Genomic DNA, 23,276 nt, shown 5'->3' with positions numbered 1-23,276 from the left:
GCCGATCGGCATGCTTATCGTACGCAAACCAGCGCGGGCTTTGTGGTGGAAACCGGCGAGGTCGCTTTGGAGCGTCCAACCATGATAAGCGGCAATTCGTTTATCGCTATGCAGACGCGCAACGATCTGCGGATCACGTGAACACGCGGTCCCTTTTGCCTGGGGCGCAGTCTCTTGCGGCCGCTGGTGGTTGGTCGGGTGCGCAGATCGCTTTAGATGATAAAGACGATGATGATCAGCGATCCCTTTTGATGGCCGGCGAAAACGCTGCGCAGGAACAAGCTGCGGTGCCGGTAGCATCCGGCCCCCTTGGGACACTTCGCGCGCCGCTCATTGCAGGGATCGACCATGCAGATGTCGTCGCCAGGATCGAAGGCGACAGCGGCTGGTCGGCGCGCTTCATTTTCATGACATTGATGTCGGCGGGCATCGCCGTGCTCGGGCTGTTGCTGTCGTCGCCGGCGGTGGTCATCGGCGCGATGTTGATTTCGCCGCTGATGAGCCCGATCCTTGGCCTCGGGTTCGGCCTGGCGACCTTTGATTTCGCCGAAGTGCGTCGGTCGTCGATCGCGCTCGCTGGTGGCGCGGCGCTGGCCGTCCTGTTCACCGCGCTTATCGTTCTGGCGTCGCCGCTCAAGGCGCCCACGGCGGAGATTCTGGCGCGGACCCGGCCCAACCTGTTCGACCTGCTCGTTGCACTGTTTGCAGCCCTCGCGGGCACATTCGCCATCATCCGCGGGCGCGGCGAGACGATCGTCGGCGTCGCCATCGCGACCGCGTTGATGCCGCCGCTTGCCGTCGTCGGCTATGGGCTGGCGACGTGGAACATGCCGGTGTTCGTCGGCTCGCTGGAGCTGTTCGCGACCAACTTCGTGGCGATCGCTCTGACCGCCACGGCGATGGCGCGTTTCTACGGCTTCGGTCACGCGCTGTCGGTGCGGCAGAGCCTGATGCAGACATTGCTGCTGATCTCGGCGTTCGTCGTGCTGGCGGTACCGCTCGGCTTCGCGCTCCGCCAGATCGCGGGCGAGGCTGTGGCGGTCAACCAGGCGCGAACGCTGCTGATCGATCGCTTCGGCTCGCAGGCGCGGGTGAGCCAGCTCGATGTCGATTTCGCCCGCGACCCTCTGGTCGTTCGCGCAGTCGTGATCGCGCCGCGGGCGCAACAGGTCAGCAATAGCGAACTGCGCACCGCGCTTGCCGCGAAGCTGGGACGTCCGATCAACCTGCAGCTCGACCGGGTGCTGCTCGCGCCGGGTGCCGACGCACTCGCGACCCAGCGCGCCGAAGTCGAGAAGGCCCAGGCCGCGAACGCCGCCGAGCAGGGTGCAGCCGATGTCGCGCGACTAGTCGCGCTGGCGGCTGGATCCACCGCGGCGAGCGTGACGCTTGACCGTGATCATCAACGTGCGACCGCGGCCGCGATGCCGCTGCCGGGCGCCAATCTCGCAACCTATCGCGCGCTCGAAGCGCGCGCCGCTGCCGCCGCCAACGGCTGGGAGATCGCCATCGTCCCGCCCTTCATCGCGCTGCCGCCGGTCCGCTTTGCCGACAATGTCGATGTGCTCGACGACCCCGCCCGTGCCGCGGTGACGCTGGCGGCATGGGCGGCGAGACGCTGGAACGCGCCGGCATTGGTCGTGCCGGGCCTGCCGGCGCGGGGGATCGCACCCGCTAAGCCCAAACTCGACGAGCGCCGGGCGCTGGCGATCGCGGCGCTGCTCAAGTCACTGAACATCGCCGCGGTCGCCGCACCGTCGCAGGGACAGGTCGTCACTTTGGGCGTTGCGCCGTCCGGGCTCGATCAGCCATGATCGGCGACGTCACGATCACCCCATTCGATGCGGCCGCGATCCTGATCGTGCTCGCCGCGGTGCTCGGTTACATCAATCGGCGCTTCATCGGATTGCCGCAGTCGGTCGGGCTGACCATCATGGGTGCATTGGCATCGCTCCTGGTCATCGGGGTCGACCGGATTTTGCCGGGCGTCACCATCAACGCTGATATCGTCCGCTTCCTGAGGGCCATCGATTTCCGGGCGACGCTCATGGACGGCATGTTGTCGTTCCTGCTGTTCGCGGGCGCGCTGCATGTGGACTGGACCGCGATGAAGCGCGGCCGGCTGGCGATCCTCGCACTCAGCACCGCCGGTGTCCTGATTTCGACGCTGATCGTCGGCGGTGGCTTCCAGCTTCTGTCCGCCGCCATCGGGCTGCCGGTACCTATGGCGTGGTGTTTGGTCTTCGGCGCGTTGATCAGCCCGACCGATCCCGTCGCGGTGATGGCGGTACTCAAGCGCACTAGCGTGCCCTCCACGTTGCAGGCGACTGTGGCGGGCGAGAGCCTCTACAATGACGGTGTCGGCGTGGTGGTGTTCTCGATCCTGCTGGCGACAGCGCTCGGCACCGAGGCCTTCGAGCCGAGCCGCGCGGCGCTGTTGTTCGTGCGGGAGGCGGGCGGCGGATTGCTTCTCGGTCTCGCGGTCGGCTGGGTGGCGTTCGTCGCGATGCGTTCGATCGACGATTACAACGTCGAGGTGCTGATCAGCCTCGCCGTCGTCATGGGCGGCTACACGCTCGGGCGCTGGCTTCAGATCAGCGGCCCGGTGGCGATGGCAACCGCCGGATTGCTGATCGGCAACCGCGGCGTCGAGGAGGCGATGAGCGACAAGACCAGCGAGTATCTGCTCAAATTCTGGTCGTTGATCGACGAGATATTGAACGCCGTGCTGTTCCTTTTGATCGGGCTCGAAGTGGTCGCCATCCCGTCCGATCCTCGGCTGCTGATCGTCGGATTCGCGGCGATTCCGCTGGTGCTCCTGGCCCGCGTGGTGTCGGTATTCCTGCCGCTGACGGCGTTGTTGCCGTGGCTCAAGCTCGGCGCGCTGGCGCCCACGACGTTGATCTGGGGTGGCCTGCGCGGCGGCATCTCGGTCGCGCTTGCGCTCAGTCTTCCCGAGGGCCCGGCGCGGAGCACGGCGCTGGCGGCAACCTACATCATCGTATTGTTTTCGGTGATCGTTCAGGGTGGCAGCATCGAGCGCCTCCTGCGCTGGCAGTCACGTCGCGTCGAGGCGGCCCAGACTTGAGTCCGGCGTTACTCAGCACGCTGATCCTGATCTTCAGCCTGGCGTTGTTCGTGTCGGAGAAGGTCCGCCACGACCTTGTCGCGCTGCTGGCCCTGTTCGCGTGCCTGCTCGCCGGCCTGACGACGCCAATGAAGGCGCTGGCGGGGTTCGCCGACCCCGCCGTCATCGCCGTGGCCGCGGTGCTGGTGGTCGGGCGCGCGGTCGAACTGTCGGGCATCGCGGCCGCGTTCGCGCGGACTATCGTCCCGGCGACCGCCGGCTTTGCGGTCCGGTTGTCGGCGCTGCTGCTGGTCGGCGCGGTCCTGTCGGCGTTTATGAATAATATCGCGGCGCTGGTGATCACCATGCCCATCGCCACCGAGATCGCGCGGCAGAGCAAGCGCGCCCCGGCGGCGACGCTGATGCCGCTGGCGTTCGCGACGATCCTCGGCGGCATGACGACGCTGATCGGCACGCCGGCCAATCTGATCCTGTCCTCGGTGCGGGAAACCGAACTTGGCGCGCCGTTCGGCTTTTTCCAGATGGCGCCCGTTGGCGGTGCCGTGGCGGTGGCCGGCCTCGTCTATCTGGCGGCGATCGGCTGGCGGTTGCTGCCGATACGCCAGTCGGCGCAAGATCTGGCCCGCGCACCGTGGCGGGTGTTCGAGCTGACCGTTCCCACCCCGTTGCGCCGGGGTGCCGTGCTGGCCGAATTGCGCGGCGCTTCTGCCCGGCTGCTCGCGGCGTTCCGGCACGACGCAAGGCTGCCGGCAACCGCAGACTTGGCCGTGGCCGATACACTGCTCCTGCTGTCGCGTGGCAATCAATGGGGCATTGCCGAGGCGACCGGCCTGACCAGCGCCGTCGATCCGGCGCTGGTCGCCGACGGTGTCACCGCCCGCGTCGCCGTCGCTCACGGCTCATTCCTGATCGGCCTCAGCCACGAAGCTGTACGGATCCGCAGCGGACATGCGCTGGCAGTCGTGGCAGCGGGTCCGCGTGCCGCGCGCCAGCGGGTACCGCTCGAAACACTGCGCATCGAGGCCGGCGATCAGCTGTTCGTGCGTGGCGCGCCTGACGCCATCGCCCGCTTCGCGACCAGCGCCAGGCTGCTCGAGATCGATCGGCTCGATCCGGTGCCGGTCGATCGGCGGCGGTCACTTGCCATCCTTGGGGTATTTCTCTGTGCGATCGCCGCGATCGTCTTCGGGCACGTCTCCCCGGCGCTGGCCTTCCTTGGCGCGGCGGTCGCCCTGGCGGCGACCCGGCTGATCGCATCGAGCGAGATCTACCGGTCAATCGACTGGAGCGTCATCGTGCTGCTCGCCGCGATGATACCCGTCGGCCAGAGCTTCGAGACCAGCGGCGCCGCGGCGATCGCAGCGAAATTGCTGGCGGACCTGCTGGCGGGCGCACCGCTGCCGCTGGTGCTGATGGCGATCTGCGCGGTGACCATCCTGCTGTCGATCTTCCTCAACAATGTCGCCACCGCGATCATCATGGGGCCGCTGGCCATCGATGCGGCCGGGCTGCTGGGGGTCAGCCCCGATGCGGCACTCCTCGCCGTGCTGGTCGGCGCATCGGCGGATTTCCTGACCCCGATCGGACACCAGAACAACCTGCTGGTGATGGGGCCGGGCGGCTACCGATTCACCGATTATGCCAGGATGGGCGCGCCGCTTGTCGTGCTGGTAGTGGTCATCACCGGCCTCGTGCTGACGCTCGGCTATGGCTGAGACGGCAGGCTGCGAATGTTGATGTCGCGCTGTGCAGTTGCAACACCGCCGGCAACGGCAGGCCGAGCGCGCGAAGGGTGGGCAACAGATCCACGATGTCTCCCGATGGCGGTTTGGCACGTTGCATGCCAGCCCAGTGGCAAGGCGTTCCCATTCACGACCTAAACAGGTCTCGCACCGAAAGGCTGCCCGTCGATGCTGATTGCGATCCTTGCCTGCATCGCCGCGCTTGCCGTGACTGCACTGCTCAGTTTCGGGCGACTGGCCCGCTCGACGGGGTGGAAGGCGACGGTGACCCCGCTCGCCTCGATCATCGGCAGCGGTTTCCTGATCTGCGGTCCCCTGCTGGCCCGCGAGTTCGGCGCGGCGGCGCTGCCGGCGATGGCGGTGCTGCTGGCGCTTGCCTATGCCGTCGGTGCGGTGGTGCGATTCAACATCATCCATGTCGAAAACCACGCGCCGACGCTGACCCTCAATGATCCCTTCGCCTGGGCGATGCGCGTCGGCCAGTTCCTGCTCGCGGTCGCCTACTCGGTCTCGGTCGCTTACTATCTGAAGCTGCTCGCCGAGTTCGTGCTGAAGTCGGTGCCGTTCACGGTCGGCAACCACGGCCTCGTCGCCAACGGCCTGGTCACGGCGATCATCGCCGTCCTGACCCTGCTCACCATGTCGGGTGACCTCAAGCGCATAGAGCACGCCGCGCATGCGACCGTGGCGATCAAGATCGGCATCATCGCCGGGCTGCTGACCGGCCTCGGCGTGTGGTGGCTGAGCCACGCCGCGGAGCCGGTCGCGCTGCCGCCCGCAGCGGTCTCGATCGCCAGCATTCCGATGCTGCTCGGCCTGCTGATCACCGTGCAGGGCTTCGAGACGTCGCGTTACCTCGGCGCCAGCTATGACCAGGCGACGCGGGTGCGCACCATGCGCTACGCACAATGGCTGTCGTCGGCGATCTACCTCGCGTTCCTCGCCCTGCTGACGCCATTCCTGGACCGGGCGGCGCACGCGGAAGGGGTCGCGGGCATTCTCGATATCATGGCGCTCATTGCACCGATCATGGGCATTTTCGTCCTCGTCGGCGCGGTGGCCAGCCAGCTGAGCGCAGCGATTGCCGACTCGATCGGTTCGGGCGGCCTGATCATCGAGGTGTCGCGCAAGAAGCTTGGGGTGCAGACCGCGTTCCTGGTGGCCAACGCGCTGGCCATCGGGGTGGTCTGGCTGACCGACCCGTTCCAGGTCATCGCGCTATCGTCGCGCGCCTTCGCGCTGTTCTACGCCGTGCAGGCCGGCCTGGCGGTGTGGGTTTCGCGTCGGACAGGCGCGGGGTCGCCGCTGCTCCAAGCCGGCTTTGTCGCGGTCGGCGTCGTCTGTGTGGTTGCGGCGCTCGTCGGCGCTCCGGCCGAAGGATAGGTCGCAAGCCATGAACGCCCGCATTCGACAATTCCTTGGCAATCTCGCCGACACGTTCTGGCTGTTGCCGGCGCTGCTCGTCATCTCCGGCATCGCGCTCGCCCTCGGCATGGTGGCGCTCGATCGCAGCTTGTTGGTGCCGCAGGCGCTTATCGACAGCCCCTGGCTCTACAATGGCGGCGGCACCGGTGCCCGGACGCTGCTCGGCGCCGTCGCCTCGTCGACCATCGGTGTCGCCGGCACGGTGTTCTCGATCACCATCGCCGCGCTGTCGCTCGCGGCGGGCCAGATGGGACCGCGGCTGCTCCGCAACTTCGTCAGTGACCGCGGCAACCAGTTCACGCTCGGAGCCTTCCTCGGCACGTTCTCCTATGCGCTGATGGTCTTGCGCAGCGTCCGGACGCAGGACGAGGGCGTCTTCGTTCCGCACGCCTCCATGACGGTCGGTATCCTGCTCGCGTTCCTGTGCGTCGGCGTGCTGGTCTATTTTGTCGGGCACATGGCAGGCCGGATCAACGTCGATACGGTTATCGAATTGGTCAGCGAGGACGTCAGCGACGCGGTGGAATCGCTGACCTTGCCGGAAGCGCCTTCCGGTGCGGACTGGCGCGAACTAGGAAGCGCCGCCGTTGTCGTAACCGACCCGCGCCAAGGCTATCTGCAGGAGCTCGACCACGATGCGCTCGCTGGCTGGGCGGCCGCGCACGGCACGCGGATCGATCTGCTGGTTCGCCCGGGCGACTTCGTGTTTCCGGGGGCGCCCATCGCCCGCGCCGAACCAGAGGTCGACGGTATCTATGCTGCGATCCGGCGGGCGACGGCGCTCGGCGGTCAGCGGGTCAGCCGGGCGGATCTTGAATATCCGGTACGGCAGCTGGTCGAGATCGCGGTTCGCGCCCTGTCGCCGGGCATCAACGACCCGCACACTGCGATCAGTGTGCTCGACCGAATGGGCGCTACCCTGTGCACTATCGCCCCTCGGCATCTCCAGACCGGTATCACCTTGAAAAATGGGGCTTTGGCACTGCGGACACCGGCGACGTCGTACGATGGACTATCCGATGTGATGTTCAACATGATCCGGCAGAACGCCGCCGGCAGCCCGGCTGTTCTGATACGAATTATCGAAGTGCTAGCTGCCGTTGCCTCGTGCGAGAGCGACCCCAATCGTATGGCAACGCTTCGACGCCATGCAGGGTTGGTAGTTGAGGACGCCACGCGGACGATCGCATCACGCGCCGACTTGGCCGACCTGCTCGAGCGCCACTCGGCTTCCGCGCTGGCCTGACCTATCTAGGCCAAGTCGTCCAATATCCCGTTCATACGTCAGCGAGTGTCTGGATCTTACAAATCAGGATTGTGTGAATCATGCCAAATTGACGGATGAGAAAATTATAGGCTCCCGCGGAAGGTCGAGCGTTAGCTTGTATGTCATGGCTACCGAGAAGCGGCAGGACGGTAACCGGGCAAAGCTGCGCCTCTCGATAGCGGCCGTTGTTCAGGTTGTTGCTTTCTCTATGAATGGTCGCGTATAGGTCCGGCATTCGCAAGGACCCGGTGTAAATCCGGGTGGCTATTCCGGCCGCCGATCCGCCGGACAGCAACACGCACGCAATCCTGAAGCGCCGTCTGGCGTATGTGCCCTGTTGTGGATCATCAATGAAATTCAAATCCATCGATTATCGGCGCCAGTGGTTCACAGACGGCCCTGCCGCCCGCCGCGACGTCATGGCCGGCATCGTTGTTGCTCTCGCGCTCATCCCTGAAGCGATTGGCTTTTCCATCATCGCCGGTGTCGATCCGCGCGTCGGTCTCTATGCGTCGGTTGCAATCGCTATGACCATTGCGCTGATCGGCGGTCGACCTGGCATGGTGTCGGCCGCCACGGCGGCGGTTGCGGTAGTGGTGATCCCGCTGGTGCGCAATCACGGCGTCGAGTATCTTTTCGCGGCAACGATCCTGATGGGCTGCATCCAGATCGTTGCCGGGCTGCTCCGGCTCGACCTCGTCATGCAGTTCGTGTCGCGCTCAGTCATCACCGGTTTCGTCAACGCGCTCGCCATCCTCATCTTCATGGCGCAACTGCCACAATTCACCAACGTGGGCTGGGAGACCTACGCCATGGTCGCTGGTGGCCTGGCGATCATCTACGGCTTCCCTCGCATCACCAAGGCGGTGCCGTCTCCGCTGGTGGCGATCTTGATCCTGAGCGCGATCAGCATCGGCCTTGGCCTTTCCGTCAACACGGTTGCTGACATGGGCAAGCTTCCCCAGGGGCTGCCGAGCCTTGCGCTGCCGGAGGTCCCCCTGACGCTCGACACGCTGCGGATTATTCTTCCCTATTCGCTTACCATGGCGGCGGTCGGCCTGCTGGAATCGCTCCTCACGGCCCAGATCGTGGACGACATGACCGATACGGACAGCAACAAGCGCCAGGAATGCGCCGGCCAGGGCGGCGCGAACATCGTCGCGGCGCTAATCGGCGGCATGGGCGGCTGCGCCATGATCGGTCAGTCGGTCATCAACGTGACTTCCGGCGGGCGCGGCCGCCTCTCCACCTTCGTCGCAGGTGCCTTTCTTCTTTTCCTGCTGGCGGTACTCGGCCCTTTTGTCGGGCGTATTCCCATGCCAGCGCTCGTCGCCGTGATGATCATGGTCTCGATCGGCACCTTCAGCTGGAACTCGATTCCGAACCTGCGCCGTCATCCACCCAGCTCGTCCGTGGTGATGCTGACCACCGTCCTGGTGGTGGTCACCACGCACGATCTGTCGCTTGGCGTGCTCGCCGGCGTGTTGCTGTCCGGAATTTTCTTCGCTGGCAAGGTGCAGCGAATGTTCTCGGTCGAGCGCAACGTGTCGGGCGACAGCGAGCAGGCAACATATTGCGTAACGGGCGAGATCTTCTTCGCGTCCGTTGATCGCTTCACGCGGGCTTTCCAAACCGAAAGCAGCGCTCGCCGGGTGCTCATCGACGTGACCGGCGCCCATTTCTGGGACATTTCCGGCGTTGGCGCCCTCGACAAGATCGTTGCGCGCCTTCGACGCGACGGGCGCGAGGTCGAGGTAGTCGGATACAACCGTGCCAGTGCCGACATCATCGACCGCTTCGCACTTCATGACAAAACTGGCGTCGAGATGGGGCTTGCACCGCATTGAGCTGTGGGCAGCCACTAGGCGGCAACGACTGGAAGCGGCCCTTCCGCTACACCGCCACGCCGAGACGTTTAGCCGGCGCACGGGCGCGCCTGAAACCAGGCGAACAAGCTTCCGTTTCACGGGGAGCCACCAATCGCCTTTGAACGTCTTGAATCCTCGCCAGAAATTCGCATTGCCTCCCAGTGCTTTCAGCGCGCGTGACAGAGGGGATGGTGATCCAATGCTGCCTTACACAAATAAGATCGATGCGCTAACCTGACCCTTATTCACCGGGCGATGCCGCCTGCCTTGCATAGACAGAGCGAGCCAACCCATGTTCGACGAACCCGGTTTTCCAAGCGGCGCTGACCCGGACGACGCCGCGCCCATGCTTTATACTTTCGTCTATTGCAGTCGTGCCGCCGAAGGTGTGGACGATGTTGAGGTCGGCCGGATCGTCGAGTCCGCTCAACGCCGCAATCTCGCCCGTGGTATCACCGGGGTGCTGGTTTTCGGCAGCGGCGTCTTCTTCCAATGGATCGAGGGGCCGGCCGTCCAGATGCAAAATTTGATCGCGAGCCTGGGTGACGATCCGCGCCATTACGATGTCGTGCCGCTGGACTGGAGTGAGGAAAAGCGCGAGCGTCTGTATCCGGATTGGGAGATGGAGCAGGTCAAGGCCGACGACATTCGCGCGGTGCTGCAGGACGCGCTCGGGAGCACTGAAGACGAGAACAACGTCGCGGCACTAAGGCGTATTCTCGAGCACCTCGATTCGGGGCCGCTAGATTCGCTTGGGCGAAGCTGATCACGTCGGCAACTTGCAGCGCGCTGTTCTCTCGGCCCGCGCAGAACGAACGTCCGGCGCCCGGCTAGCCTTGCTCGTTCAATCATGACGTAGAGTTAAATGCGCGACCGTCCGATCCTGCTGGAAGCAGCCGTTCGCCGATCCGGGTGGCAATGACCGCAAAGTCCCAAACTGCGTCATTGAACCCGCGGATTTGCAGCAAGATGCCATCGCTTAAGGACGATAAACCAATCGTCAGAGTTGAATAGGCGATAAAGTGCAGCGACTGGCGCCTTCTCGGGCGTTGCGACGTAGAGACACCGCCAGCGCCGAGGGCCGAGTGCTGTCGGGTTGTGAGCGCAGCGTCCTCTCGGCAGGCAAGAAAAGCGTTATTTGGGTCACAGATGGCTGGAATCGGACAAAGCCGTCGGGGTCCACGATTGTTTCCAACGGGTCACACCCTAACAATGTCGATCTCTTGAGCGGTATCAGCCGCCTGGAAACATGGGGATGGATATATGAAGATGCCCAATCTGAGGCTTTTCAGAGCTATACTCGTTGGCAGTGTTGCCGGTGCGGCGCTTTGCGGGACGCAGCAAGCTTGGGCGCAAACCGCGACCAAGATCGCCGCGAGCAGCACCGAAGACGCCCAGGACATCATCGTTACCGGAACGCGGCGGACCGACCGGTCGCTGGCGGATTCCCCATCGCCCGTCGACATCATTGGTGCCGATGAGATTGCCGCTCAGCCGGCGGCCAACATGCTGGATGTCATCAAGAACATCGTACCGTCGTTTTTCGTCAGCCAGAACACCATCTCGGACGCCTCGTCGTTCGTGCGGGCACCATCACTGCGAGGCCTGCCAGCCGACGAGATCCTGGTCCAGCTCAATGGCAAGCGGTACAACCGCTCGGCACTCGTTCAGGTCTACAGCGGCGGCGACACCGCATTGGGCTATGGTTCGCAGGGCTCGGATATTTCCGCCATCCCGTCGATCGCGGTCAAAAGCCTGCAGATTCTACGCGAGGGTGCCACTGCCCAATATGGTTCCGACGCGATCGGCGGCGTGTTGAACTACGGGCTCCGCGACGATGCGGGCTTCGAGCTGCAGGCGCGCTATGGCCAGTATTACGATCACGGTGACGGTGCCAGCAAGCAGGTCGCCGGTAACGCCGGCGTCAAGCTCGGTGATCGGGGCTTCATCAATGTCTCGGCGGAATACGACAAGGACGGCGAGACCAGCCGCGGCGCAACGCGGCCGATCGCGGTTGTCTTTGCGCAGCAATTTCCTGCGCTGGCACCGCAGCTCCCGAATTACCCGGGACCGGTGCAGAACTGGGGCTCCTCGCGCAGTGAAGGCTACAAGCTGCTGCTCAACTCTGCGTATGAGGTAACCGACAACAGCAAGATCTACCTGTTCGTCAACATCGCGCACAACAAGGGCAACGAGAGTTTCAACTACCGTTCGCCGATCTCCGCGCCGACTCCGCTGGCGATCGACGATGGCTCGGGGGTTCCGGCCTTCAGCAGCCCCGGCGCCAACGGCGCGTTCGGACATCCGGCTTATTTGACGTCTTGCCCAACCGGGAACGTGACCTGCCCGAATGGCGGTTTCGTCAAGGACGGCAATGTCTACAACTTCACTTCGCTGTATCCGGCCGGTTTTACACCGCGCTTTATCGGCAAGACCGATGAAGCTTACGGCACCCTTGGTTACAAGGGCTCGACGGAGGGCGGCTTCACCTACGATCTGTCGGGAACGCTCAGCCGCAACGCGCTCGAGTTGTCGATGACAAATTCGCTGAACGCTTCCTTTGGTCCGGATACCCAGACCGACTTCAAGTTCGGCAAGCTGATCCAGACCGAATTCGATGCCAATCTCGACCTCAGCTACCCGATCGAGATCGGCCTAGCGGCGCCACTAACGCTGTCGGCGGGCGCCGAATATCGCCGAGAACAGTACGAAGCGACGGTTGGCGACCTGCAGTCGTACAGCGCCGGCCCGTTCGCCTCGCAAAGCCTTTATGTCCAGACGGCGCCGGGGGTCTACACGCCGTCGCTGGTCTCGGACGGTAAGGGCGGGTTTGTCCCCGAGGTCGTCAGCTTCAGCCCCGCTGCGAGCGGTTATGGCGGCACCAGTCCCAGTTCGGCCGGCAAGTTCAAGCAGACCAACTACGCGATCTACGGGGACGCCGAAACCGACCTGACCAAGGCGCTCAGTGCCGGCCTCGCGGCGCGCTACGAGCACTACAACACCTTCGGCAATGCCTTCGTCGTCAAGTTCAATGCGATCTACAAGTTCGCCGACGCGTTCTCGCTACGCGGCACGGTCGGCACCGGTTTCCATGCGCCGTCGCCGGGCCAGAGCAACGTCGAGATCCTGACCACGAACTTCGTTGCCGGAAACCAGGTCCAGACCGGTACCTATCAGGTCGGCAACCCGATCTCGCAGTTCTACGGGGCCAAGCCGCTCAAGCCCGAGAAGTCGACGAACTTCGGCCTCGGCGCGATCATCAAGCCGGCCGACGCCCTGACCCTGACTGTCGACGCGTACTCGATCCGCGTCCGGAACCGGATCGGCATCACCCAGCCGTTCGATGTCACGGCGGCCGATATCGCGGCGTTGCCGGCGCTCTCGACTGTCGGTGTTGGCGGCAACGTCAATTATTTCACCAACGGCTTCAACACCAAGACCGATGGCGTGGATGTGGTCGGCAGCTACCGCACGCCACTGCTCGACGGTAAGCTCAACCTGACGCTCGCCTACAATTACAACAAGAGCAAGGTAACCAAGTTCGACCCGGCGGTAATCAGCGACGCGCAGATTTCCGACATATCGAACTTTGCTCCCAAGCATCGCGTGATCCTGTCCGGCAACTGGCAGATAGCCGACTTCACGTTGAACGTCCGGGAAAATTACTACAGCGCGTGGAGTGTCCAGGTTGACTATCCAGGTGACAAGTTCGGCTCGAAGTTCACCTCCGACCTTGATCTCAGCTACACCTTCAAGGAGCACTTCACCCTGACCCTGGGCGCGATCAACCTGTTCAACACCAAGCCGGACAGGATTTCGGCGACGAGCGCCAACCCGATTTACGCGCTGACCAACAGCACCGCGGACGGCCAGATCTACCCGCGCAGCGGCGGCCCGTTCGGGATCAACGGCGGGTTCTGGTACGCCCGGGTCCGCGTAAAATACTGAGCTAGTCAACCCGATTGGCACAGGGCGGAGGCGCTGCGACGCCTCCGCCCGTCGTTGACCTGAAATCGATAAACGCGGGGAGTCGAGCATGCGAGCAGCCTTGGTGGCACTAATGGCGCTGGGCCTGGTGACCGCGCGCGCCGAGGCGGCGTCGCCGGTGCCGATCGGCGCGGAACACGGCATGGTCGTGTCGGCGCACCATCTGGCCAGCGACGCGGGGGTCGATATCCTCCGGCACGGCGGCAATGCCGTCGATGCGGCGGTTGCGGTAGCCTATGCGTTGGCGGTGACTTTCCCGGAGGCGGGCAATATCGGCGGCGGCGGCTTCATGACGATCCGCCTGCGCGACGGTCACCAGACCTTCATCGACTTCCGCGAGACCGCGCCCGCAGCCGCGACCGCGACGATGTTCCAGGATGCCGCCGGCAACGTCGTCCCCGGGCTTTCGACGCGCGGTTATCGTGCCGTCGCGGTCCCGGGGACCGTCGCCGGGCTCGAGTTGGCACGAGCCAGGTACGGCACACGGCCGCGCCCCGTCCTGATGGCGCCGGCGATCCGGCTGGCCTCGAAGGGCTTTGTCCTCGACCAGGGCGACGCCGATTTCCTGGACCAGGGTGCCAGCGACTTCGCCAAGGACGCGCCGAGCGCCGCGATCTTCCTAAAGCAGGGCCGGCCTTGGCAAAAGGGCGACAGGCTGGTTCAGGCCGATCTCGGCCGCATGCTCAAGGCGATAGCAACCGATGGGCCGAAGGCGTTCTACACGGGCCTCGCGGCCCAGCGCATCGTCGCGGCAAGCCGATCCCACCGCGGGATCATCACGATGGCGGATTTTGCCGGCTACAAGGCCATCGAGCGCGCGCCGCTCGAATGCGACTACCGCGGCTATCACATCGTCGCGGCACCACCGCCGAGCTCGGGCGGCGTCGTCATTTGCGAGACGCTGAACATACTCAGCGGCTACCCGCTGGCAGCATTGGGTTTTCACTCGGCCCAAGGTGTCCACTACACGGTCGAGGCACTGCGCCGCGCCTATCACGACCGCAACGTCAACCTCGGCGACCCTGGCTTCGTCAGGGCGGATGTCGCGAAGCTGATCTCCGTCGGCTATGCGGCACGGCTGCGTGCCGGCATCGCCGCCGACAAGGCCACTGTCTCGACGTCGCTCGGTGTCCCCGGCGTGGGCAAAGAAGGACGCAGCACAACCCATTTCTCGATCGTCGACGCGCAGGGCAACGCGGTCTCGCTGACCTATACGCTGAACGACTGGTTCGGCGCGCGCGTGACCGCTGCCGGCACCGGCGTCCTGCTCAACGACGAAATGGACGACTTCTCGTCGAAGCCGGGCGTCCCGAATATGTTCGGGCTGGTCGAGGGTGCCAATAATGCCGTTGCGCCGGGCAAACGGCCGCTGTCCTCCATGAGCCCGACGATCGTTACGAAGGACGGCCAACTAACGATGGTAATCGGGACACCCGGGGGCAGCCATATCCCGACGGGCGTCTTGCAGGTGATCATCAACGTCATCGATCACGGCATGTCGATCACCGAGGCCACCGATGCGCCGCGTATCCACGCGCAGTGGCTGCCCGATATCCTCTACTACGAGCGCAACGCGCTCAGCCCTGACACGATGACGGCTCTGGCGGCCAAGGGCCACAAGCTGGAGCTCATGGGCTATGAGAACCAGACCGCGGCGATCCTGGTGGGGGCGCCGGCGATCGGCGCGTCAAAAGTCGGGCGTGATTTTCTATACGGTGCAATCGATCCTCGGCTGCCGGTCGGGACTGTCGCCGGATATTGAGCGCAGAATCACGGTAAAGTCCGGCAAATGGCGAGCACTTCCATACCATTTCGCCTGCGCTTTGGGGGCTTTCCCTGCCAAGAAGCCCCCTCCGACGCCGCTTATGCGACCGGAGGCTTGCGTTGCTCGTCGGCACAGCTTCCAGAAGCGGACATGGTCTCCCCGGTCCGGCGCGGCGACGCCGGCGAGAACCGAAGCGTAGAAATCGAACAGGGTCTCGGTTTCCGCCGACGGCGCCGCATGCGGGTCGTACCGATCCGTCTGGGGTTCGGAACCAGCATGCATGCGATAACGCAGTGGCGGCCGGTCTGCGCCAGCTCGTCCTTTTCGGCGAGCCGGGACACGACGTGTCCAAGCGCTCCCAGGCCTTGGCACCCAACATTGCTCATGGTCGGCGCGATGGCGCATCGACTACGCCAGCAGATTCCGCAACACCCGGCGAGGCGACACCTCGCTAGAGACGGCAGTCAAGTCGCAATCTCCAGATGTTATCAAGATGCTGCTCGAGGCCCGTCTGCCGCTCATGGCGATCAGAGATGCCTATCTCGATGCCGCTGTCAGCAGCGATGCTGCCCCGTTGGTCCCGCTCGCAGCGCATGTCGACGATTGAAAGAAAGCAACGCACGACGCGATCGCGACGGTAATCGAGCTTACACTGGGCAGGAGCCTGCCGATGTCTGGAGAAGTTTCAACCGTGCCGGAACGCTCATGCGAAACCAGAACCGCGACGTTCCGGGCCGCCTTGTCGGACTTGCCATCCGCAACCTCATTTGTACCACCCGTTTGTACCAGTGGGCGGCGGCAAAGGTTCAAGATAACGGGAGACTATTGCAGATCCGTTCCGATCGGAACGGATGGTGACCCCTACGGGAACCGCGAACTAGCCATAAAATATTGATAACGCTATAGGCAGTTTAGCTATCCGTGATCTAGTCCCCCCAAATGTACCCCCAAGGTCGAATCGGATTGAACCAAGGGCGACGCGAGCGCCGGGATGCCCGGAGAGGGGCGGGGGCGCAAGTCGGGCCGATTCTGCCGGGAAACAGATTTCGCCTACATGCTAGCGCATGAGGTTTCGCAACGGTTCAATGAGCTTATTAGTAAGCTCGACTGGGAGCGCCGTGGTTTCGGTTATGCCGTCGGTCACTAACTTGCAAAGCTCCATTTTTTTGTAGGAAATGTCGCCGTAGCTGACAAAGTCGCCGTTGATCGTCAGGCTTTCCGCTTTAACGCCTTGCCTGCGATAGATGGAGGATACGAGAGCATCCGGATAAAGAAACTCGATGCCATTATCATCCCACTCAATCATGTTTTGTAGGGGTAAACCCACCCTCGCGCAGAGAGTCTCAAGCCCGGCCTGCTTGACTTTATCATAGACAACCAAAGTCCGTGCCCGATATGGACTCAATTGAATATTCCCTAGAGAAGACGCCCAGAAGCTGAGTCTTCTGGCAATATCACCGTTACACGACTCTATCACAATACGAGATGGAGCGAGATGTATTCCTAAAACTCGTTCCAAATATATTTTGTCGGTTTCACCCTCGACAAAAATGACTGCATCTGGAAGAAATAACTCACTCAGGTCATTTCCGAGAAGACGGAACTGAATGTCATGCAACTCGACGATACTTAAACAGGGCTTGGCGGTAATCAGATTTCCCAATTTGCTGACGACATAATTATTTTCTGGGAAGCTGCGATCAAGGAATAAATGCGAGTGGGTACTAAGAATGATATGAGGGTTGTGCGGGAAAAGTTTATCTCGTCTTTCACCTCTAATGATTATATCCGCTAATTTCCTTTGAAGCGTCGGCGAAAGTCCTAATTCAGGCTCGTCAATCGCAACAGAAGAAAATCGTTCGTCCATCAATGCCGCAAGCACTCCGAGGAACAACCTTGTGCCACTCGACGTGACACTAAGACTTTCTCCGCCCACAGAAACAAACCGATTACTAAAGTCGTTACCTACATCTTCTGCGCGCACCTCGACCGAAATCCCAAATAATTCTAAAAATATTTCAAAAAGTATTTTTCGTCTGTCATTAGAAAGTCGAGTTATAGCTGTCGAACAATTGAAATATGAACCTTCAAAGTTCTGAAATGCCTGATGTGCAGTATTCTGTTGTTGCTGAAACCACTGGTCAAGCTCCGTGGCGTTCTCAGTGTAAAGCGGAAGATGATGAAACGAGAAGAACCTATTAACACCAATATAGAGAAATGAACGGCTCGCTATCGTCTTCTTCAAGTAAGCCGATTTGCCTGAGTTATTGCTACCAGTCAAAATGGTTATATTTGAGTCTGGTCGAGACTGAATCATTTCTTGTATGGTAGGTGAAAACGCAAGTTCATTGAATGTCTGGGCCATAGTAAATTCTATCACCCAGCGACCGCGAGGCGCAAGCTCTCAACTCCAACGATCGATTGCTGAGGCAGACGCATCGCAGTGCTACCGTCGCTGTAGTCTAGCTTGATCGGCACCACCTAGTCAGAAGCGGTTAGGTCCGACACCGCGCCCGAGGTAATGTCCACGCTGACAGGGAGACCGGCCATCGAAGACCACCCCACCATCGACGAAGCGGATGACGCCGAGACCCGTCTGGCTGCGTCCTTGGCGCGGGAGCAGACGCTGGTAGCTCGGTTACAGATGGTCACCGTCGAGCGCGACAGCCTCAAGCGGTTGCTGACGTCGTACACCCCGAGCCCATACGAACTCACGTGGATGCAGCGCCACCCCGGCGTGGTGATGGCGCTCGGCGGTCTGTCGGCCCTTGTGGTGTTCGCGGTGGGTTTGGTGCTCAACAGGATGTTCTGGCCTAATTAGCAGGCGTCAGGGCAGGTCGTGACGGGGGGGGGTGTCGAAACATTCCCGTAACGACCTCGAAGTCACCGCGTCCATCCCAGAATACGCTCGAACGCGTTTATAGGAATTGGATTTAGGGTGTAGAATCGTCGGCGAACCGACTGGAAGATCACCCTTATGCGAGGCCGGAAACCCACCCCGACGCACCTGAAACTGGTCACGGGCTGTCCCGGTAAGCGACCCATCAACAAGCGCGAGCCGAAGCCAGCCGGCGACCTGTTCGCGGCCCCTGACTGGTTGAGCGCCGACCAGAAGATCGGGTGGCGGTATTACATCGACGCTGCCCCCGCCGGCATGCTCAAGCTGTGCGATCTTCCCGCGCTGGCGACGCTCGTCATCGCGGCCGATCTCCAGCGGCAGGCGAGCCTGAAGCTGCAGGAGGGCATCGGGCTGTTGGTCAAGGCCGGCAATGGGACGCCGGTGCCGTCGCCGTACGTGACAATCGTCGCCCGGCAATCGGATATCATGCTCCGTGCCAGCGCCGAACTCGGCTTTACCCCGACCAGCCGAGGCCGCGTGGTCATGGGCGAGCCGCCCCTGCCGCGTGATGAGTTCTTCGACTGACGGGCTAGGGCAGGGATATCGCGATCTGCCGCGACCGGCAGGACAGAGGGCACCGATCCCGACGTGCTCTCAATCAGGATCGGCAACGGCTCAGTGGTCGGCCGGCTCGGTCCGCTTGGCAATCTCCGCTTTGGTCCTCTCGTTCACGGCCGCCCTCTCAATGGCCCATGGCGAACGGTTCAGGAAGTAATCCTTCTGCTCCGCTGCGCGCTCTAGGCTGAGCGGCAGTATCGTCGGGTCTAGGGGCTCCCGGGACGGAAGTTTGTTCTGGAATATGTCGGCGAGTAGCAGGTTCTGGAGACCAATTCTGGTGTCGTGCACATAACCACCGGCTTCCGAGATGGCACGGAGTAGCTGCCGCACGCCGAACTCCAGCGCCTCGACTTGCTGACGGTCAAACGGCGGCAATTCGTGCAGCTCGCCTTCGGGTTGCAACTCTCGCGCCGTGGCCATCCGAGTGTCGGCCACAGACATCGAAATGGCCGTCAACCGCTGTGCCTCCGATCTAATGTCGTGCGCGACCGAGGCGAACGCAGCTTGGAACAAGGACAATGCTGGGTCAGCGATTTCCCATTTCTCGATCGCTATCATCAACTCTGCCATCATGCGGCACAGAGCGTAGCTCTTCTGAATAAGTTCAAAGAATTGTCCGATCTCAGCCGCCGGTCCATGCATCGGTTGAGCCCAAGGCTTCTCTTGAAGGCGGTCCAACACATGCTGACCCGCCACGATCACGTCGCCTTCTGCCTCGTGAGCCTTCGCCACCCCACCGGCGACGTCGCGGTAAAGCTCTATCCTGATCGCCTCGCGATGCTCTCGCCTCGTTGAATCGCGCGACTGCTGAGCGCTGCTACGGATCTGCGCTAGCACCAGCCCGACACCGATGAAGGTCGATATGACAGTTGCGACGGCACCGACGGTTGCAGCCTGCAGGTCCGCGCTCAAGGTGGCCCACCAATGTATCATTACGCCCCCCGGAGTTGATCTGTTTTCACACTGCCAACCTTTGCAGCCCTGTTCCAGCGCAGTGAGGATGGGGGTCGTGGATCCCGGCAGGTATAGTTGCAATTTGGGCGAAAGCCGACGTGCGCGGGCTGTGTTGAAGGCTTCGGTCACCGTCTCTCCGCCATCGTGCGCACTCCTGGAGAGAGTCGACCAACGGTAGGCGGTGCACAAGCAACCGGCAAATAGGCGTAAGACGACTTATTTGACTATTAGGTAATATGCGCCTGAATGCATAATTTACCACAGTGGATAGGTTGCGGCACGCCTGTTTCGCGCTCTCAAAATATCAGTGCTGCGGATATATTCGCTTGTGCGCCAATGGCTATGCCTACTCGCTCTCTTGATCTCTGACCGTTTGTCCTTTGACAAAGTGTATGGGAACGCAGATTCTTCGACTCTCCTGTCGCTGAGGTGAGGCACCGTGACGAAAGCTGAGGAAATGAAGCTCCGCCGGCTGGCGATGCGGAAAGGGCTATGCGTCATGCGGTCCCCGGTGCGTGATCCGCACGCTGTTACTTACGATCGTTACATGGTCGTCCGTCCGGAGTCGCGCGACGCTGTATTCGGTGCGGAGCCGCGTCCCTATGCGAAAACCGCCCAAGAGGTCCGGGACTATCTAGCGCGCGTGCCCGCCGAGTCGGTGGCAGCATGAGCCGGGTTCGACCGCCGCCCAAACGAAAAGCCCCCGCACCGACGTCAATCGGTCCGGGGGCGACATTCGGCCAAGCGGGCGCAGGGCACGGACAACGAAATACCACCGCCACCGCCATCTGCGCAACCGTCGGCATCGCCCGGTGAGCTCCGATCAGGTCGCCAAGTTGGCCAAGGTCCTCGGCTTGCTGGGCTCGTCCCATGTCGGCGAGCGCGCCGCCGCCGGTCTGCAGGCCGAACGCATCCGGCTAGCGATGAACACGTCGTGGCAGGCGCTGCTCAACGTCCATGAGGTGACCCACGAGTACGTGCCGCCCGCGCGCCGGTTCGATCCCGCCGACGCCCACCCGGTCGAGCTGCTCGCCCGCTGTTCGTCGGTGCTGTCGCCGTGGGAACGCGCCTTCCTCGACGGCATCGGCCGCCGTCACCGGATCAGCGCCAAGCAGAGCGATTGCCTTCGCCGAATCCGCCGGCGCTGCGCCGCCTGGTGGGCAACGACAGGATCCGGGTCATGAGCGGGCCAGCTTGGTATCGCCGCAATCCAATCGATCATCTGTCCGAGGTGCAAGGGCTGGGTGCCGATGCAATCGGCGCGCTCTCGGTCCTGACCGACATGATCTTTGCGCGCGGTGGTCCGGTGGCTGCCGATTACCGGCACCTTGCTGGCGTCCTCGGCTCCTCGCCCCGGCTGACGCGCAGCCTTGTCGACCGGCTGATCAAGGCCGGAAAGATCGAGCTGGTCGATGACCATTGGACGATCATTCGCGTCGAAAAAGAGATCGAAAACATCGCGAACCGGTCGCGAACCCAAGCTGAAACAGGTGCGAAGGGTGGACGAACGACTGCCGAAAACAATGCTCGGGCCAAGGAAAACAGCAACTTAAATCCAGGCAGCCTCAAGCCTAAGAGAGAGGAGATTAGAGCAGAGGAGATTAGAGAGAGGCACAACGGCGCAACGTCGGGGCCAACTGCAACCGGCAAAGCCGGTCGCCTCGCTCTGGATTTTAAGGTTCCACTTGGTTGGAAGACCTGGGCGATGGCCGAGCGCAAATGGTCGATCACCGACGCCGAGGTCGAGGCCGCGAACTTCGTCTCCGCCAAGGCCAACGGTGCAAGCCGTCCCAACTGGATGCCGACATTCCAAATCTGGTGCCGCAATTCAACGCGTCCGCCGTCCGAAGACTACGGCGCGAGCGTGGATCCGGCTCCCGGTCCTGACACACACGATGAGACGGAAGCAGCGAGGAGGGACGCGATCCGCCTCCCTGACGATTTTGTTTTTCAAGACGAGTGGCTGCGCTGGGCCGCTAAGAGATACCGCTGGACCCCCGACGACGCGCTAAGCGAGGCCGACGCTTTCAGCAGTCGCTACGGGAGGGAGCCCGGCCCCACCGATGCCAACACTGGCACCACGACCGACTGGTACGCTGAATGGCAATACTGGTGCTTCAAGGCACAGCGCGGCCCGAACCCTGACTATGCCCGCGATCTAAACGGCGCGGCGGTGTCCGAGCAGTGATGACCGCCGCCGCCGAGATGCCTAACTGTGACTGACGCGATCCTTGCCGAGGCCATCGCCCAGCACCGTCGGCTCGGCGAGCTGCTCGAGGCGCTCGCCGGGCAGGGTGAACATTGGGCAGGAAGTAGAACCGTGGGCGGCCACGGTTCTACTTCCCAGCGCCAAACCGCTACCGACGCCGAGACGACTTTAGAAGGACTGGTGAGGACGGCGCGCGACCACGATCCAGTGATGCGTATCACCGCCGATGGAGCGGTCTGCCAAGCCGACACCGCCCAGCTGGTCGACCGTTCGGTGTCGACACTCGAACGCTGGCGGCGCGAAGGAACGCAACCACCGCTGCCCTGGCTCCGGCGGGGCACCAAGATTTACTACCGCTTGCAGGCAATCGCCGACTGGTTCGACGCTGGCGGCGAACAATCGTTCGAGTGACTGCCCAAACCCCTTCAAACCCCCTCATACCCCGCTGGCCCGCGCAGGCGCCGGAGCGGATCGTCCGGCCTTCAATCGAAGGCACCGCCCCATGTCCGCACCCATCGTCAGCATGCACCCGCGCGGATCTGGCTTCGTCAAAATGGCGATGGCGATGATCGCCGGCCGCGGCGATCTGCTTGAATCTGCGGCATGGTCCGAAGTCCACAACGGCGCGACTGCGCCGGCCACGACGGTACTGCGGGCTGCGGCAGCGTTCGGCGGCATTTATCCGGATGAATGGGGCGGCGCGTTGTACACCGCTTACCAATCCCTCGCGGTCGAGATGATCGGGCTGATCGAGCAAAAGTCGGTCGTCGGCCAACTTTCAAACCTACGCAGGATACCGTTGGGAACCCGCGTCGGCATTGCGGTCAGCGGACCGAACGCGAGTTGGATCGGCCAAGGCGTCGCGATCCCGGTCAGCGCTATGGGTTTCACCGATGCGCCACTGGACCCGCTCAAGCTGGGCAGCCTGATCGTGCTGTCCGAGGAGTTGGCAAGGTCGACCAGCCCGGCGGTTGAGCCGCTGCTGCGCACGACGATGGTCAACGCAATTTCGGAACGGCTCGACCGGTCGTTCCTCGATCCGACCAACCCGGGCCTGCCCGAAATCGAGCCAGCGTCGATCACGTTCGGCGTCACTCCGACGCCCGGCGGTGCAGACGATGCTGCCGACCTTGCCGCGCTAGTCGCAGCGTTTCAGGGCGACATCGGCGCGGCTTACATCGTCACCTCGCCCGCAAAATTGGCGACGATGGTCGGGGCCGCGTGGCCAGACCTGTCGGTGCGCGGTGGCTCGTTCGGCGGCTTCCCGGTCATCGCCACCAAAGCGGCCGAGGGCAATCTGATCATGGTCGATCCGACCGGCATCGCCTACGGCTCCGACTTGCTGACGCTCGACAAATCGGGTGCGGCGTCGATCCAGATGGACGACTCCCCGGTGGCGGGTGAGAGCCAACTGGTCAGCCTGTGGCAGGCAAATCTTGTCGCGCTCCGGGGGATCCAGTCGGCCAACTGGATCGCGAAGCCCGGCAGCGTCGCCTTCATCGCGGGGAGCTGAC

At 62.8% G+C, this 23,276-nt stretch carries 18 protein-coding genes; 15 read left to right on the top strand and 3 right to left on the bottom strand.

All coding sequences use genetic code 11. The features are described 5' to 3' along the window. Positions 1-251: 251 nt before the first annotated feature. The 5 genes from KX816_10145 (at position 252) to KX816_10125 (ending at position 7,501) form a co-directional block, all read left to right on the top strand. Complete coding sequence (locus tag KX816_10145; protein ID QXQ08286.1) at positions 252-1,814, top strand: DUF389 domain-containing protein; 1,563 nt, start codon at positions 252-254, stop codon at positions 1,812-1,814. Next, the gene (locus KX816_10140; GenBank protein QXQ08285.1) at positions 1,811-3,088 is read left to right on the top strand and encodes a sodium:proton antiporter; all 1,278 of its coding nucleotides are present in this window, start codon (positions 1,811-1,813) and stop codon (positions 3,086-3,088) included. The genes KX816_10145 and KX816_10140 overlap by 4 nt, the downstream gene beginning before the upstream one ends. Further along, positions 3,085-4,803, top strand: a complete 1,719-nt coding sequence (locus KX816_10135; protein QXQ08284.1) for an SLC13 family permease — start codon at positions 3,085-3,087, stop codon at positions 4,801-4,803. Before KX816_10140 ends, KX816_10135 begins: the two co-directional genes overlap by 4 nt. A gap of 195 nt (positions 4,804-4,998) precedes the next feature. After that, positions 4,999-6,213, top strand: a complete 1,215-nt coding sequence (locus KX816_10130) for a hypothetical protein (GenBank protein QXQ08283.1) — start codon at positions 4,999-5,001, stop codon at positions 6,211-6,213. 10 nt (positions 6,214-6,223) lie between these two features. Beyond that, positions 6,224-7,501 carry a DUF2254 domain-containing protein gene (locus KX816_10125; protein ID QXQ08282.1) on the top strand — a complete coding sequence of 426 codons (1,278 nt, stop codon included), beginning with the start codon at positions 6,224-6,226 and terminating at the stop codon, positions 7,499-7,501. Positions 7,502-7,532: 31 nt separating this feature from the next. Here the strand turns inward: KX816_10125 and KX816_10120 are convergent, their stop codons facing one another. Beyond that, the gene (locus tag KX816_10120; GenBank protein ID QXQ08281.1) at positions 7,533-7,889 is read right to left on the bottom strand and encodes a hypothetical protein; all 357 of its coding nucleotides are present in this window, start codon (positions 7,887-7,889) and stop codon (positions 7,533-7,535) included. Here KX816_10120 and KX816_10115 point away from each other — a divergent pair. The 4 genes from KX816_10115 (at position 7,873) to ggt (ending at position 15,139) form a co-directional block, all read left to right on the top strand. After that, complete coding sequence (locus tag KX816_10115; protein QXQ08280.1) at positions 7,873-9,369, top strand: SulP family inorganic anion transporter; 1,497 nt, start codon at positions 7,873-7,875, stop codon at positions 9,367-9,369. The genes KX816_10120 and KX816_10115 overlap by 17 nt on opposite strands. A 313-nt stretch (positions 9,370-9,682) precedes the next feature. Further along, positions 9,683-10,156: a BLUF domain-containing protein gene (locus KX816_10110; protein ID QXQ08279.1), complete on the top strand. Its 474-nt coding sequence runs from the start codon at positions 9,683-9,685 to the stop codon at positions 10,154-10,156. 497 nt (positions 10,157-10,653) lie between these two features. Continuing rightward, complete coding sequence (locus tag KX816_10105; protein ID QXQ08278.1) at positions 10,654-13,338, top strand: TonB-dependent receptor; 2,685 nt, start codon at positions 10,654-10,656, stop codon at positions 13,336-13,338. 88 nt (positions 13,339-13,426) lie between these two features. Continuing rightward, positions 13,427-15,139 (top strand): gamma-glutamyltransferase, encoded by a 1,713-nt coding sequence (gene ggt, locus KX816_10100; protein ID QXQ08277.1) that lies wholly within the window; start codon positions 13,427-13,429, stop codon positions 15,137-15,139. Between the two features lie 1,060 nt (positions 15,140-16,199). Here ggt and KX816_10095 read toward each other — a convergent pair. Then, the gene (locus tag KX816_10095; GenBank protein ID QXQ08276.1) at positions 16,200-17,507 is read right to left on the bottom strand and encodes an ATP-binding protein; all 1,308 of its coding nucleotides are present in this window, start codon (positions 17,505-17,507) and stop codon (positions 16,200-16,202) included. Positions 17,508-17,663: 156 nt separating this feature from the next. Between KX816_10095 and KX816_10090 the strand changes: the two genes are divergently transcribed. Both KX816_10090 and KX816_10085 read left to right on the top strand, forming a co-directional pair. Next, a complete protein-coding gene (locus KX816_10090) occupies positions 17,664-17,963 on the top strand; it encodes a hypothetical protein (protein ID QXQ08275.1) in 300 nt (99 codons plus the stop codon). A gap of 276 nt (positions 17,964-18,239) precedes the next feature. Further along, positions 18,240-18,566, top strand: a complete 327-nt coding sequence (locus tag KX816_10085) for a P27 family phage terminase small subunit (GenBank protein ID QXQ08274.1) — start codon at positions 18,240-18,242, stop codon at positions 18,564-18,566. A gap of 90 nt (positions 18,567-18,656) precedes the next feature. On the opposite strand, the gene KX816_10080 is transcribed toward KX816_10085, so the two are convergent. After that, positions 18,657-19,682 carry a hypothetical protein gene (locus KX816_10080; GenBank protein ID QXQ08273.1) on the bottom strand — a complete coding sequence of 342 codons (1,026 nt, stop codon included), beginning with the start codon at positions 19,680-19,682 and terminating at the stop codon, positions 18,657-18,659. A gap of 707 nt (positions 19,683-20,389) precedes the next feature. Between KX816_10080 and KX816_10075 the strand changes: the two genes are divergently transcribed. From KX816_10075 to KX816_10060, 4 genes are all read left to right on the top strand, one after another. Then, a complete protein-coding gene (locus KX816_10075) occupies positions 20,390-20,737 on the top strand; it encodes a hypothetical protein (protein QXQ08272.1) in 348 nt (115 codons plus the stop codon). Beyond that, positions 20,734-21,741: a YdaU family protein gene (locus KX816_10070; GenBank protein ID QXQ08271.1), complete on the top strand. Its 1,008-nt coding sequence runs from the start codon at positions 20,734-20,736 to the stop codon at positions 21,739-21,741. Before KX816_10075 ends, KX816_10070 begins: the two co-directional genes overlap by 4 nt. Before the next feature lie 27 nt (positions 21,742-21,768). After that, positions 21,769-22,173, top strand: a complete 405-nt coding sequence (locus tag KX816_10065; protein QXQ08270.1) for a helix-turn-helix domain-containing protein — start codon at positions 21,769-21,771, stop codon at positions 22,171-22,173. A gap of 91 nt (positions 22,174-22,264) precedes the next feature. Beyond that, entirely contained in the window at positions 22,265-23,275 is a 1,011-nt protein-coding gene (locus tag KX816_10060) for a phage major capsid protein (GenBank protein QXQ08269.1), read from the top strand. The last annotated feature ends 1 nt before the right edge of the window (position 23,276 follow it).

This window comes from Sphingosinicellaceae bacterium, from assembly GCA_019285715.1.
GTDB lineage: Bacteria > Pseudomonadota > Alphaproteobacteria > Sphingomonadales > Sphingomonadaceae > Glacieibacterium.
The sequence above is the reverse complement of the archived record's forward strand: the minus strand, read 5'-3'. Positions and strand labels throughout refer to the sequence as shown.

What these genes read in the sequence shown, in the direction of transcription:
- KX816_10145 (QXQ08286.1), top strand. Translation starts at nt 252, where the DNA reads ATGGCCGGCGAAAACGCTGCGCAGGAACAAGCTGCGGTGCCGGTAGCA.
- KX816_10070 (QXQ08271.1), top strand. Translation starts at nt 20,734, where the DNA reads ATGAGCGGGCCAGCTTGGTATCGCCGCAATCCAATCGATCATCTGTCC.
- KX816_10095 (QXQ08276.1), bottom strand. Translation starts at nt 17,507, where the DNA reads ATGGCCCAGACATTCAATGAACTTGCGTTTTCACCTACCATACAAGAA.
- ggt (QXQ08277.1), top strand. Translation starts at nt 13,427, where the DNA reads ATGCGAGCAGCCTTGGTGGCACTAATGGCGCTGGGCCTGGTGACCGCG.
- KX816_10115 (QXQ08280.1), top strand. Translation starts at nt 7,873, where the DNA reads ATGAAATTCAAATCCATCGATTATCGGCGCCAGTGGTTCACAGACGGC.
- KX816_10125 (QXQ08282.1), top strand. Translation starts at nt 6,224, where the DNA reads ATGAACGCCCGCATTCGACAATTCCTTGGCAATCTCGCCGACACGTTC.
- KX816_10105 (QXQ08278.1), top strand. Translation starts at nt 10,654, where the DNA reads ATGAAGATGCCCAATCTGAGGCTTTTCAGAGCTATACTCGTTGGCAGT.
- KX816_10120 (QXQ08281.1), bottom strand. Translation starts at nt 7,889, where the DNA reads ATGGATTTGAATTTCATTGATGATCCACAACAGGGCACATACGCCAGA.
- KX816_10140 (QXQ08285.1), top strand. Translation starts at nt 1,811, where the DNA reads ATGATCGGCGACGTCACGATCACCCCATTCGATGCGGCCGCGATCCTG.
- KX816_10090 (QXQ08275.1), top strand. Translation starts at nt 17,664, where the DNA reads ATGTCCACGCTGACAGGGAGACCGGCCATCGAAGACCACCCCACCATC.
- KX816_10060 (QXQ08269.1), top strand. Translation starts at nt 22,265, where the DNA reads ATGTCCGCACCCATCGTCAGCATGCACCCGCGCGGATCTGGCTTCGTC.
- KX816_10110 (QXQ08279.1), top strand. Translation starts at nt 9,683, where the DNA reads ATGTTCGACGAACCCGGTTTTCCAAGCGGCGCTGACCCGGACGACGCC.
- KX816_10130 (QXQ08283.1), top strand. Translation starts at nt 4,999, where the DNA reads ATGCTGATTGCGATCCTTGCCTGCATCGCCGCGCTTGCCGTGACTGCA.